Annotated in this window: 9 protein-coding genes; 6 read left to right on the top strand and 3 right to left on the bottom strand. The window is 71.1% G+C overall.

Annotated features, from left to right (window positions below; all coding sequences use genetic code 11):
- Positions 1 to 149: 149 nt before the first annotated feature.
- A complete protein-coding gene (locus tag HC362_RS20130; protein WP_243085426.1) occupies positions 150 to 1,673 on the bottom strand; it encodes an oligopeptide:H+ symporter in 1,524 nt (507 codons plus the stop codon).
- A gap of 320 nt (positions 1,674 to 1,993) precedes the next feature.
- On the opposite strand from HC362_RS20130, the gene HC362_RS20135 reads away from it, so the two are divergent.
- Positions 1,994 to 2,674, top strand: coding sequence for a response regulator transcription factor (locus tag HC362_RS20135; protein ID WP_243085427.1), 681 nt, complete (start codon positions 1,994 to 1,996; stop codon positions 2,672 to 2,674).
- 151 nt (positions 2,675 to 2,825) lie between these two features.
- Entirely contained in the window at positions 2,826 to 4,109 is a 1,284-nt protein-coding gene (locus HC362_RS20140) for an ATP-binding protein (RefSeq protein ID WP_243085428.1), read from the top strand.
- Here HC362_RS20140 and HC362_RS20145 read toward each other — a convergent pair.
- Positions 4,032 to 4,622 (bottom strand): GtrA family protein, encoded by a 591-nt coding sequence (locus HC362_RS20145; RefSeq protein WP_243085429.1) that lies wholly within the window; start codon positions 4,620 to 4,622, stop codon positions 4,032 to 4,034. The two genes, HC362_RS20140 and HC362_RS20145, sit on opposite strands and share 78 nt — an antisense overlap.
- A gap of 237 nt (positions 4,623 to 4,859) precedes the next feature.
- Here HC362_RS20145 and HC362_RS20150 point away from each other — a divergent pair, with 237 nt between their 5' ends.
- The 4 genes from HC362_RS20150 to HC362_RS20165 all read left to right on the top strand — a co-directional run bounded on the left by HC362_RS20150 (position 4,860) and on the right by HC362_RS20165 (position 11,390).
- Positions 4,860 to 6,065 (top strand): 5-(carboxyamino)imidazole ribonucleotide synthase, encoded by a 1,206-nt coding sequence (locus tag HC362_RS20150; RefSeq protein WP_279240181.1) that lies wholly within the window; start codon positions 4,860 to 4,862, stop codon positions 6,063 to 6,065.
- A gap of 133 nt (positions 6,066 to 6,198) precedes the next feature.
- Complete coding sequence (gene purE, locus HC362_RS20155) at positions 6,199 to 6,747, top strand: 5-(carboxyamino)imidazole ribonucleotide mutase (protein ID WP_243085430.1); 549 nt, start codon at positions 6,199 to 6,201, stop codon at positions 6,745 to 6,747.
- Positions 6,744 to 7,964 carry a dipeptidase gene (locus HC362_RS20160; RefSeq protein WP_243085431.1) on the top strand — a complete coding sequence of 407 codons (1,221 nt, stop codon included), beginning with the start codon at positions 6,744 to 6,746 and terminating at the stop codon, positions 7,962 to 7,964. The genes purE and HC362_RS20160 overlap by 4 nt, the downstream gene beginning before the upstream one ends.
- Positions 7,965 to 8,090: 126 nt before the next feature.
- Positions 8,091 to 11,390: an amidohydrolase family protein gene (locus HC362_RS20165; RefSeq protein WP_243085432.1), complete on the top strand. Its 3,300-nt coding sequence runs from the start codon at positions 8,091 to 8,093 to the stop codon at positions 11,388 to 11,390.
- Positions 11,391 to 11,460: 70 nt separating this feature from the next.
- On the opposite strand, the gene HC362_RS20170 is transcribed toward HC362_RS20165, so the two are convergent.
- Positions 11,461 to 12,627 (bottom strand): acyl-CoA dehydrogenase, encoded by a 1,167-nt coding sequence (locus HC362_RS20170; protein ID WP_267878099.1) that lies wholly within the window; start codon positions 12,625 to 12,627, stop codon positions 11,461 to 11,463.
- Between the last annotated feature and the right edge of the window lie 116 nt (positions 12,628 to 12,743).

Consider the following 12,743-nt stretch of genomic DNA (forward strand, 5'->3'; position numbering starts at 1 on the left):
TCGACCCGGTGAGCGAGCCGCCGTGGCTGACGCAGTCGTCGATTCCGCCGGACCCTCGCCATGGTGGTGTCCCGCCGCGTCGGCGCGATCACGTTCGCGGCGCGACTATGTTCGCGGCGGCAAGAGAGCTCGCGGCGGTGAGAGCTCTCTTACTTCACCTCGGTCATCGTCGCGGTGATCTGCCGGCGGTACATGTAGATCGCGAAGCCGGCCAGTGCCGAGAGGGTGGCCTCCATGGCGACGACCCCGGTGGTGCTGAGGTCGACGCCGCCGATGGACAGCAGCCCCGTGATGCTGTCGCCGGCCGTCACGGCGAGGAACCAGACACCCATCAGCTGGCTCGCGTACTTGGCGGGGGCCAGCTTGGTGGTCACCGACAGGCCCACCGGCGAGAGGCACAGCTCGGCGACGGTGTGCAGCAGGAAGATGAGGACCAGCCACATCGGGCTCACCTTCGTCCCGCCGGAGGCCATGCCCATCGGGATGACGAAGACGAAGAACGACAGGCCCATCACGACCAGCGAGAAGGCGAACTTCGCGGTGGTCGTCGGCTCCTTGCCGCGCCGGTTGAGGGCCAGCCACAGGGAGGCGAAGAGCGGGGCGAGCAGGATGATGAACAGCGGGTTGATCGACTGGAACCAGGTCGAGGGGAAGTGCCAGCCCAGCACCTGGGAGGTGGTCTTGGCGTCACCGAACGCCTGCACGGTCGAGGCGCCCTGGTCGTAGATCATCCAGAAGATCGCCGCGGCGGCGAAGAACCAGATGTACCCGGTCATCCGGCCCTGCTCGGCCCGGGTGAGGTCCTTGTCGCGCTTGATCCGCACCAGCATGCCGAGCGGGATGAGCAGACCCAGGATGGTGAGCGGGACCATCGCCCAGTTGAGGGTGAAGGTGCCGGTGGCGACCACGACGCCGTAGAACACGACGGCGACGATGAGCCACAGCAGCGCCTTGCGCAGCACGGCCGACTTCTCCTGCGCCGTCAGCGGCGCGGGCACCTGGCTGCTCTTGGGGTCCAGATGGCGGGAGCCGACCAGGAACTGGATCAGGCCCAGGCCCATACCGACGGCGGCCATGCCGAAGCCCAGGTGCCAGTTGACGGTCTGGCCGACGGTGCCGATGGCGAACGGGGCGAGGAACGAGCCGGCGTTGATGCCCATGTAGAAGACCGTGAAGCCGCCGTCGCGGCGCGGGTCGTCGGGCCCGTTGTACAGATCGCCGACCATCTTGGAGATGTTGGCCTTCAGCAGCCCGGAGCCGGTGGCCACACAGGCGAGGCCGATGAAGAACGACGCCTCGCCCGGCATCGCCAGGGTGAGGTGGCCGACCATGATGATGCCCGCGCCGACGGTGACGGTCTTGCGGGGGCCCCAGAGCCGGTCGCCGAACCAGCCGCCCGGCATGGTCAGCAGATAGACCATGGCGTTGTAGACGGAGTAGATCGCCGTCGCCGTGGCCAGGGTCATGGCCAGGCCGCCGCCCTGGTGCGCGCCGCCCTCACCCGCGTCGGGCCCGCCGGCCACGAGGTAGACGACGAGCAGAGCGCGGAGGCCGTAGAAGCTGAAGCGCTCCCACATCTCCGTCATGAAGAGCGTGGCCAGTCCTCGTGGGTGGCCGAAGAAGGTCCTGCCGCCGGTTGTGCCGGGGGCGTCCTTCGTCAGGCTGGGCGCCATATCGGTGTTCCTTGCCATTGCGCTGCGGGCGCCGCGCTGCCCAGCGGCGCTGCGCGCAGGCGGGACCCGTACACGGAAAAGGACCCCCGGCCGTGGTGCTGTGGCGTCAGGAGTCCTCGACGTTCACTACATAAGTGCATTCACCATAAGTCACCGCGCACGGCCCCAGGGAAGAGGTTGCGAGATACATCACAGGTGAACGATGCAACCCGACAGTGCATTCGATGGTGTCGTGTCCATCTCACCTGGAGATCGACAGTGCGGGAGCGGAGCGCACCGGGACGGCCCTTACGCTCGGCCACGCGGACTACCATCGGTGCATGACCCGTGTACTGCTCGCCGAGGATGACGCGTCGATCTCGGAGCCGCTGGCCCGCGCCCTGCGCCGGGAGGGATACGAGGTCGAGGTGCGCGAGGACGGCCCCACCGCGCTCGACGCGGGGCTGCGCGAGGGCATCGACCTGGTCGTGCTCGATCTGGGGCTGCCCGGCATGGACGGCCTGGAGGTGTGCCGCAGACTCCGCAACGAGGGCCACGCCTTCCCCGTCCTCGTCCTGACCGCACGCGCCGACGAGGTGGACACCGTCGTCGGTCTCGACGCGGGCGCCGACGACTACGTCACCAAGCCCTTCCGGCTCGCCGAGCTGCTGGCGCGCGTCCGCGCTCTGCTGCGCCGCGGTACGCCCGCCGAGCCGGCCCAGCCCCCGGCCACCCACGGGGTGCGGATCGACGTCGAGTCGCACCGCGCCTGGATGGGCGACGAGGAGCTGCAGCTGACCGCCAAGGAGTTCGACCTGCTGCGGGTGCTGGTGCGGGACGCGGGCCGGGTCGTCACCCGTGACCAGCTGATGCGGGAGGTGTGGGACACCACCTGGTGGTCGTCGACCAAGACGCTGGACATGCACATCTCCTGGCTGCGGAAGAAGCTCGGCGACGACGCGGCCAACCCTCGCTACATCGCCACTGTGCGCGGCGTGGGCTTCCGCTTCGAGAAGAGCTGAGGCCTTTCCGCCGTGCCGGCGCCGGTGAGGGGGTGCCACTTTCCGAAGTGTGCGGGCCGCGGCTTCGTCGTTGCCGGTCGCGCAGGTCCCCGCGCCCCTTCGGGGCGCGTATCCCCTCCCTCCGCAGAGCCCCTAGGAAAGAAGCCAGCACGTGCGCCGTCGGCTCATTCTCTCCATCCTCGCCGTCGTCCTCGTGGTCGTGGCGGTCTTCGGCATCTCGCTGGTGATCGTCGAATCGCGCACGATCGAGAACAGCACCAAGGAGAACGTCCGCTCCGAGGCGGTCCGCCTGGTCTCCACCGTCGAGAGCCGACTGGTGGCCGGCGAGCGGGTGACCAAGGAGTCCATCGGCGTCACCACCTCCAAGGACCGCTACGTCCGCTACATCCGCATCGAGCTGCCGGGGCGGCCGCCCATCGAGGTCGGTGAGCGGCCCTCGGGCGACGTCGTCGAGGCCGAGCAGACCGGTGCGCACGGCGAGCACGTCACCGTCCAGGCCTCCAGGTCCGAGGTGCGCGCCGAGGTCGGCCGCACCCTGCTGATCATCCTCGCGGTCGCGCTGCTCGCGGTGATCTCCGCCGCGGTGCTCGCCGTACGCCAGGCGCACCGGGTGGCGGCCCCGCTCACCGACCTGGCCGAGACGGCCGAACGCCTCGGTTCCGGCGACCCGCGCCCGCGGCACCGCCGCTACGGGGTCCCTGAACTGGACCGGGTCGCGGACGTACTGGACGCCAGCGCCGACCGGATCGGCCGGATGCTCACCGCCGAGCGGCGGCTGGCCGCCGACGCCTCGCACCAGCTGCGCACCCCGCTGACGGCCCTCTCCATGCGGCTGGAGGAGATCATCACGATGGCCGACGGGGACGAGCCGGAGGACCGGGCCGTCGTCAAGGAGGAGGCGACCATCGCGCTCGCCCAGGTCGAGCGGCTCACCGACGTGGTGCAGCGGCTGCTGACCAACTCCCGCGACCCGCGTACCGGCTCAGCCGTCAGCTTCGACCTGGACGAGGTCGTCAAACAGCAGATCGAGGAGTGGAAGCCCGCCTACCGCAGCGCGGGCCGGGCCCTCGTGCGCTCCGGCAAGACCGGCCTGCGCGCCGTGGGCACCCCGGGCGCGGTGGCGCAGGTGCTGGCGACGCTGATCGAGAACTCGCTGATGCACGGCGACGGCACGGTCGCGCTGCGTACCCGGGTCACCGGCAACCAGGTGGTGGTCGAGGTCACGGACGAGGGCCCCGGGGTGGACGAGTCGCTGGGCTCCCGCGTCTTCGAGCGGACGGTCAGCGGCCACAACTCCACCGGGCTCGGGCTGGCCGTCGCGCGCGACCTCGCGGAGGCGGACGGCGGGCGCCTGGAGCTACTTCAGCAGCTCCCGCCGGTCTTCGCGCTGTTCCTCAGCCGTGAGGCCGCCGACGTCGAGGGGTCCGCCGGCTGAGCCCGTCGGCGCGGGTGCCGGGGCCGAGGCCGGGACGGGGGCCGGTGCCGAGGCCCGAGCCGGCTCCACGGCGGGCTTGCCGGTCACCTTGAAGACCCAGCTGCGGTACGCCCAGAAGCGGAAGGCGGTGCCGATGGCGAGGCCGATGACGTTCTTGGCGATGTTGTCGGCGAGCGTCGAGGTGTAGCCGAAGCCGTAGTGCGAGAGGGCGAGGATGCCGTTCTCCAGCACCAGGCCGACGCCGCTGAAGAGGAAGAAGAGGACCGTCTCGCGGTGGATCCGGTTCTTGTCGATGTGCCGGTAGGTCCAGTAGCGGTTGCCCAGGTAGTTGGTGCCGATCGCGACGACCTGCGAGATGACCCCGGAGCGGATGGGGGCGAGCTGGAACGTGTGGATGCACAGGTTGAAGATCGCGACGTTCACCAGAAAGCCCAGCGCACCGACGGCGCCGAACTTGGCCAGTTCGCGCACGAGCCGTTCCAGTCCCGGGCGCATCGTGCGCCAGTTACCCATAGCGATACTGAGCCCCGTTTCGGTCGGCGGCGAAGGCTGACCCATGCTAACCAGCCGGACATTCGCTCTGTAGGTCGATTGACGCAGCAGGGGCGGGCACGGTTGCCCAGGGGCGGCGAGCGCGAGGGTGGCTTGTTTCACCCGTCGTTTCGCACAGCCCGCTCCGGCCCCCCTTGTAGACAGGTCCACACCGGGATCGACCGGTGCCGAGCGTGGCGGGAGCGGCCCTGGGCGGACCTGGCGGGTGGGGCGCTCCGCTGCGCCCCGTACCCTGGAACCGTGACATTCCCGGTAGTCGGCATGGTCGGTGGCGGTCAGCTCGCTCGTATGACCCACGAGGCGGGCATTCCGCTCGGCATCAGATTCAAGCTTCTCTCGGATACGCCGCAGGACTCCGCGGCGCAGGTCGTCAACGACGTTGTCGTCGGTGACTACCGAGATCTGGACACCCTGCGGCGCTTCGCCCAGGGCTGCGACGTGATCACTTTCGACCACGAACACGTCCCCACCGAGCACCTCCGCGCGCTGGAGGCGGACGGTTTCCCTGTCCGTCCCGGTCCGGACGCGCTCGTCCACGCGCAGGACAAGGGTGTGATGCGCGCCCGCCTGACCGAGCTCGGCATCCCCGCGCCGCGCAACCGCATCGTCAGCTCGCCCGAGGACGTGGCGGCGTTCGCGGCGGAGGGCGTGGACGCGGCTGAGGGCGACGGCTTCCCCGTCGTGCTCAAGACGGTGCGCGGCGGCTACGACGGCAAGGGCGTATGGGTGGTGCGCGGCGTCGGCGACCCGGCAGCGGCCGAGCCCTTCAAGGCGGGCGTCCCCGTGCTCGCCGAGGAGAAGGTCGACTTCGCGCGGGAGCTGGCAGCGAACGTCGTACGCTCCCCGCACGGGCAGGCCGTGGCCTACCCGGTGGTGGAGTCCATCCAGGTCGACGGGGTCTGCGACACGGTGATCGCCCCGGCGCCCGGGCTGGCCGAGGGCGCCGCCGTACGCGCTCAGGAGACCGCGCTGCGCATCGCGCACGAGCTGGGCGTCGTGGGCCACCTGGCCGTCGAGATGTTCGAGACGGCGGACGGCCGGCTGCTCGTCAACGAGCTGGCCATGCGGCCGCACAACTCCGGGCACTGGACCCAGGACGGCGCCGTCACCTCGCAGTTCGTCAACCACCTGCGGGCCGTCCTCGACCTGCCGCTGGGCGACCCGCGCTGCCGTGCGCCCTGGACCGTGATGGCCAATGTGCTGGGCGGCGACTACCCGGACATGTACGCCCCGTATCTGCACTGCATGGCACGTGACCCGCAGCTGAAGATCCATATGTACGGCAAGGGCGTGAAGCCCGGCCGCAAGGTGGGGCACGTCAACGTGTACGGGGACGACCTCGCCGATCTGCGGGAGCGCGCCGCGCACGCCGCCGGTTACCTGCGCGGCACCGTCGTGGAGTGAGCGCGGGACCCCCAGCGCCGACGGGACCCCCAGCGCCGACGGGACCCACAGCACCGACGGGACCCACAGCGCCGACGGGACCCACAGCACCGACATCGAGCCCGGATCCGCCACCTAGCAGCCTAGGAGCCGTATGAGTACAGCCAGCCCTCTCGTGGGGATCGTCATGGGGTCCGACTCGGACTGGCCCGTCATGGAGGAGGCGGCCAAGGCGCTGGACGAGTTCGAGGTGGCCTACGAGGTCGACGTCGTCTCCGCGCACCGGATGCCCCGCGAGATGATCGCCTACGGCGAGGACGCCGCCGACCGCGGGCTGAAAGCGATCATCGCGGGCGCGGGCGGCGCCGCACATCTGCCGGGCATGCTGGCCTCGGTGACCCCGCTGCCCGTCATCGGCGTGCCGGTGCCGCTGAAGTACCTGGACGGCATGGATTCGCTGCTGTCCATCGTGCAGATGCCGGCCGGTGTCCCGGTCGCAACCGTCTCGGTCGGCGGCGCGCGCAACGCCGGGCTGCTCGCCGTTCGGATGCTCGCGGCGCACGACGAGGAACTCCGCGAGAAGATGCGCGACTTCCAGCAGGAGCTGAACGCGCAGGCCACCGAGAAGGGCAAGCGGCTGCGTGCCAGGGCCGCGGGCGAGACCGGCTTCGGCTTCGGCGGCCGGACGGGAGGCAACCGGTGACACACACCGACGGTTCCGGGCGGCGCCCGGACAGCCCCAGCCTGGAGCGCGCCCGGGCGCTGCTGACCGAGCACCCCGTCGTGGACGGCCACAACGACCTGCCGTGGGCGCTGCGCGAGCAGGCGCGCTACGACCTCGACAAGCTCGACATCGCCGACGACCAGCGCGAGAAGCTCCACACCGACCTGGCACGGCTGCGCGCGGGCGGGGTCGGCGCGCAGTTCTGGTCCGTGTACGTGCCCGGCGAGCTGACCGGCGACGACGCGGTGAGCGCCACCCTGGAGCAGATCGACGCCGTTCGGCTGCTGGCCGCGCGCTACCCCGACGACCTCCAGCTGGCCTTCACGGCTCAGGACGTGGAGGCCGCACACGCCCAGCGCCGTATCGCCTCGCTGATGGGCGCCGAGGGCGGGCACTCCATCAACAACTCGCTGGCCGCGCTGCGCGCGCTCCACCAGCTCGGGGTGCGCTATCTGACGCTCACCCACAACAACTCGCTGGACTGGGCGGACTCGGCCACCGACGAGCCGCGCGCGGGCGGGCTGAGCCGCTTCGGCGAGGAGGTCGTCCGCGAGATGAACCGGCTCGGCATGCTGGTGGACCTCTCGCATGTGGCGGCCGAGACGATGCGGGACGCGCTGCGGGTCACCGAGGCGCCCGTGATCTTCTCGCACTCCTCGGCGCGCGCCGTGTGCGACCACCCGCGCAACATCCCCGACGACGTGCTCGCCCAGCTCCCGGCCAACGGCGGGGTGGCGATGGCGACCTTCGTACCGAAGTTCATCCTTCCCGAGGCGGTTGACTGGACCCGGGCCGCGGACGCGAACATGCGTGCGCACGGCCTGGACCACCTGGACCTCAGCGACGAGGGCCGCAAGGTGCAGCGCGAGTTCGAGAAGGCCAACCCGCGCCCTGTCCCGGACGCCGCGACGGTCGCCGACCACCTCGACCACATGCGCGAGGTCGCCGGCATCGACCACATCGGCATCGGCGGCGACTACGACGGCACCGCCTTCACCCCCGCCCAGCTGGAGGACGTCTCCGGCTACCCGCACCTGGTCGCCGAACTGCTGGACCGCAACTGGTCCGAGGCCGACCTGGCGAAGCTGACGTGGTCGAACGCCCTGCGGGTGCTGCGTGAGGCGGAGGAGGTCGCCCGCACGCTGCAGACGCAGCGCGGGCCCTCGATCGCCACGATCGGGCAGCTGGACGGCTGACCTGGCGTCAATTCCCCCTGGAGAGCGGGCCTGAGGAAGCGGGCCCCGGAGCGGCGAGCGGTCTTGACCACGCCACCGGGGCCCGCGAGCATCAGCGGGCCCGTCCCTCGTGTCCAGGGAGGACCATTGGCCACCTCCGAATCGTCCGGCCCGCACACCACCTCCGAAAACGTCACCCCCTCAACTGGTGACGTTCCCAGCACTCTCGCCCGGCGCCGGCTCCTCCAGGCATCGGCCGCCGCGGGCGGCGCACTCGCTGTGGGAGGCACAGCCCTCACCGCACCGGCCGCCGCCGTACCAGCCGCCGTACCTGCTCAGGCCACCGACCTCGCCCAGGCCGACACGAAGTCCCGTACCGTCACCTTCTCCGCCGCCACCAACGGCGCGGCCACCCTGGTGCCCGGCGCGGACCGAGTGATCGCGGAGATGCAGAACACCCTCTGGTCCATCCCCCGTTCGGGCGGCAAGGCGAAGCCGCTCACCGTCCCGGTGCTGGAACCGACCCGCCCGGTGCTCGCACCCGACGGCAAGACGGTCGCCGTCTGCGCCTACCACGGCGGCGGCTTCCACATCTGGACCCTCCGCCCCGACGGCTCAGGGCTGAAGCAGCGCACCGACGGGCCCTGGGACGACCGCGGCCCCGCCTGGTCGCCGGACGGCACCCGGATCGCGTTCGCCTCCGAACGCGAAGGCGACCCGGTCAAGGGCAGCCCGTACCGCATCTGGGTGCTGGACGTGCGCAGCGGCGAACTCACCCGCCTCACCGGCCGCAAGGGGCAGGGCGGTCCGCTCCAGGACGGCGACTGGGAGGACTTCGACCCGGCCTGGTCACCGGACGGCGAGCGCGTGCTGTGTGTACGAGGGACCGTGGCCGACGGGGAGCGCGGCCCCCAGCTCGATGCGCGCACCCTGGTGTCGGTCGCCGCGAACGGCTCCGGCGACGTCCGTACCGAGCACGAGGACAGCACCGAGGGCGTGTCGCTGATGACGCCCGCCGTCTCGCCCTCCGGCAAGGTCGCCTACCTGCGCACCACAGCGGCGCCCAAGGCGTCCTGCGCGCTGGTCGTCGAGGGGAAGCCCGTACGGATCGAGGGCGACCTGGCGCCGGTGCCGCCCCGCTGGACCGATCGCGAGACGCTGCTGCTGACCGTCTCCGGCACCTTCCGGCTGCTGCGCCCGTCCCGGCCCGAGTCCGGCGAGCGCATCCCCTTCACCGCCGAACTGGTCACCCGGCGCCCCCGCTACCGCGTCAAGGACTACGGCTTCGAGTCGCCGGGCAGCCACCCCGTGCGCGGTGTGCAGCAGCCCGTCCTCTCCCCGGACGGCGAGCACGTCGCCTATGTCGCACTCAACGCGCTGTGGCTGGCCCGCACCGACGGCCGGGGGCGGCCCCGCAAGCTCGTCCAGGCGTCCGAGTCCCGCTACATCTGCGCGCCCTCCTTCACCCGGGACGGCGAAGCGCTGCTCTACAGCGACGACCGCGACGGCCTGCTGGCCGTACGCCGCAGAGAACTCGACTCCGGCGAGGAGAAGGAGCTCGCAGGGGGCGGCCGCGTCTTCGGCGCGCTCTCCCCGGACGGCGACAAGCTGGCCTGCCTGGACATGGCGGGCAATCTGCTCGTCAAGGACCTGGACAGCGGCCGGGAGCGCACCCTGGCCGGCCCGCTGGGCGGGGGCGGCCTGCCGGGCCCGCCCACCTGGTCGCCGGACGGCCGCCATCTCGCGCTGTGCGACCGCAACCGGCTCAACCACCGCTTCCGCGAGGGCTACAACCTCATCCGGGTGCTGGAGACCGACAGCGGCGCGGAAGCGCTGCACCCGCTCGCACCGCACGCCTCGCTCGCCGACCGCTACGCCTCAGGGCCGGTCTGGTCGCCCGACGGGAAGTGGATGGCCGCCGTGTCCGAGTCGGCCCTGTGGGTGCTGCCCGTGGGCGGTGACGGCAGCCCGGCGGGCAAGGCGCGCCGGCTCTCCGACGAGAGCGCCGACCACCCGTCCTGGTCGGGCGACTCCTCCGCCCTGCTGTATCTGTCGGCGGGCAGGCTGCGGCTGCGCCGGGTGAAGGACGGAAAGCCGGGGGAGGCGCGCACCGTCCGGCTGGGGATGTCCTGGCGTAGGCCCGCGCCCAAGCAGACCGTGGTGCACGCCGGACGGCTGTGGGACGGCACAGGGGAGGGCGTACGCGAGGACGTCGATCTGGTGCTGCGGGACGGCCGGATCGCCGAGATCGCCCCGCACCGCTCAGGGCGCCGCGCCGAGCGCCGGCTGGACGCCTCCGGGCTGACCGTCCTGCCGGGCCTGTGGGACACCCATACGCACCCCTGGCAGACCACGTACGGCGGCAGGCAGACGGTCACCCAGCTCGCCTACGGCATCACCACAGCGGTCTCCTTCGGCGGCTTCGCCTACGAACAGGCCAGACTGCGCGAGGCGGTGGCCGCCGGACAGCTCGCCGGACCCAGACTGCTGGCCACCGGCGAACTGCTGGACGGCGCACGCGTCGCCTACAGCATGGGCAGGGCGCACCGTACGGAAGCGGGGCTGCGCCGCTCCCTTGAGCGCGGCGGCGCACTCGACTGGGACTTCGTCAAGACGTACGTACGCGCGCCCGCCACCGCGATGCGCCAAGCGGCGCAGTACGCGCACGAAGAGCTCGGCGTCCGCTCCGGCAGCCACCTGTGCACCCCGGGCGTACAGATCGGCCAGGATCTGACGACGCACCTCCAGGCCACCCAGCGGCTGGAGTTCGGCCACGCCACGACCGCCACCGGGCACGCCTACGAGGATCTCGTCGGCATCTACTCCACACCCGGCGACTTCCACCTCGTCGCCACGCCGTTCACCGCCGTCCCGCTGCTGGGCGCCCACCCGGAGCTGGCCGAGGACGAGCGGGTGACCCGGCTGCTGCCCCCGTGGGACGTGCAGGCCGTACGCCAGTCGGCGGCCACTCCGCCCACCGAGGACCAGCTGGCCACGCTCGATGTGGAAACCGCCGTCTACCGGCGGGTGCTCGCCGCGGGCGGCCTCGTGGCGCTCGGCACCGACCAGCCCCTGGTGCCGATCGGCCTCCACCTCCACCTGGCGCTCCGCGCCCTGCACCGCGCGGGGCTCAAGCCGCACGAGGCGCTGCGTACGGCCACCGTGCTGCCCGCCAGGGCGTTCGGCGCCGAGCGCGAACTGGGCACCGTGGAGGAGGGCAAGCTGGCCGACCTCACCCTGGTGGACGGCAACCCGCTGACCGACTTCGACTCACTGGTGCGCACCGTCACCGTGGTCCGTGGCGGCGTCCCGTACGAGCAGAAGGATCTGATCGACGCCTACAGCAGCGACGCGCGGGTGCGCGCCCATGAGAGCGGACAGGAAGCACACTGGCGGCAGGTGAGCCGCCAGCTGCGCCGGGACGGCTGCTGCGACATGGGGCACTGAGCCACGTGCACATATGAGGGGCCGGCGTCCCAGGACGCCGGCCCCTCATCGCCGTTCTCCAGATGCTCTCTTACGGCAGGTTCCGCGCCATCACGATGCGCTGCACCTGGTTGGTGCCCTCGTAGATCTGCGTGATCTTCGCGTCCCGCATCATCCGCTCGACCGGGTAGTCCCGCGTGTAGCCGTAGCCGCCGAGCAGCTGGACGGCGTCCGTGGTGATCTCCATGGCGGCGTCCGAGGCGTAGCACTTGGCGGCTGCGCCGAAGAAGGTCAGGTCCTCCTTCTCGCTGCCCTCGGAAACCCGCTCGGAGCGCGCGGCGGCCGCGTAGGTCAGCTGCCGGGCCGCCTCGATCTTCATCGCCATGTCGGCGAGCATGAACTGCACGCCCTGGAAGTCGCCGATCGGCTTGCCGAACTGCTTGCGCTCCTGTACATACCCCTTCGCGTAGTCCAGGGCGCCCTGCGCGATACCGAGGGCCTGCGCGGCGATGGTGATACGGGTGTGGTCGAGGGTCTTCATGGCGGTGGCGAAGCCGGTGCCCTCGGCGCCGATCATCCGGTCGGCCGGAATGCGCACATTGTCCAGGTAGACCTCGCGCGTGGGGGAGCCCTTGATGCCCAGCTTCTTCTCCGGGGCGCCGAAGGAGACGCCCTCGTCGTCCTTCTCCACCACGAAGGCGGAGATGCCCTTGGTGCGCTTGTCCGGGTCGGTGACGGCCATCACCGTGTAGTAGTCGGAGACGCCGGCGTTGGTGATCCAGCGCTTGACGCCGTTGAGCACCCAGTGGTCCCCGTCGCGTACGGCCTTGGTCTTCATCCCGCCCGCGTCCGAACCGGCGTCCGGCTCGCTCAGACAGTACGAGAACATCCCGTCGCCCTTGGCGAGCGGTGTCAGATACCGCTTCTTCAGCTCCTCAGAGGCGGAGAGGATCACCGGGAGCGAGCCGAGCTTGTTGACGGCCGGGATGAGCGAGGAGGAGCCGCACACCCGGGCGACCTCCTCGATGACGATGACGGTGGCCAGCGCGTCGGCGCCCGCGCCCCCGTACGCCTCCGGCACGTGCACCGCGTGCAGATCGTTGGCCACCAGCGCGTCCAGCGCCTCCTGCGGGAACCGTGCCTCCTCGTCCACCTCGGCGGCGTACGGCGCGATCTTCGCCTCGGCGAGCGCGCGCACCGAGTCGCGGAGCATCTCGTGCTCCTCGGACGGCCGGTAGAGGTCGAAATCAGACGCCAAGGTGTCTCACTCCTTTGAGAGCATGCGGAATGCCTGGGGTGCTGTCGTGGATCGCCGGTTGCCTGCGCTGCTAATTACCGTTAAGTAACACCGATTTTAGTGGCGGATGCCTCCCC

Source organism: Streptomyces sp. 891-h (assembly GCF_022760275.1).
In the GTDB taxonomy this organism is placed as follows: Bacteria; Actinomycetota; Actinomycetes; order Streptomycetales; family Streptomycetaceae; genus Streptomyces; species Streptomyces spirodelae.

Bases quoted from the DNA above. Each gene is read 5' to 3' on its own strand.
- HC362_RS20130 (WP_243085426.1), bottom strand. From the start codon at position 1,673: ATGGCGCCCAGCCTGACGAAGGACGCCCCCGGCACAACCGGCGGCAGG.
- HC362_RS20135 (WP_243085427.1), top strand. From the start codon at position 1,994: ATGACCCGTGTACTGCTCGCCGAGGATGACGCGTCGATCTCGGAGCCG.
- HC362_RS20145 (WP_243085429.1), bottom strand. From the start codon at position 4,622: ATGGGTAACTGGCGCACGATGCGCCCGGGACTGGAACGGCTCGTGCGC.
- purE (WP_243085430.1), top strand. From the start codon at position 6,199: ATGAGTACAGCCAGCCCTCTCGTGGGGATCGTCATGGGGTCCGACTCG.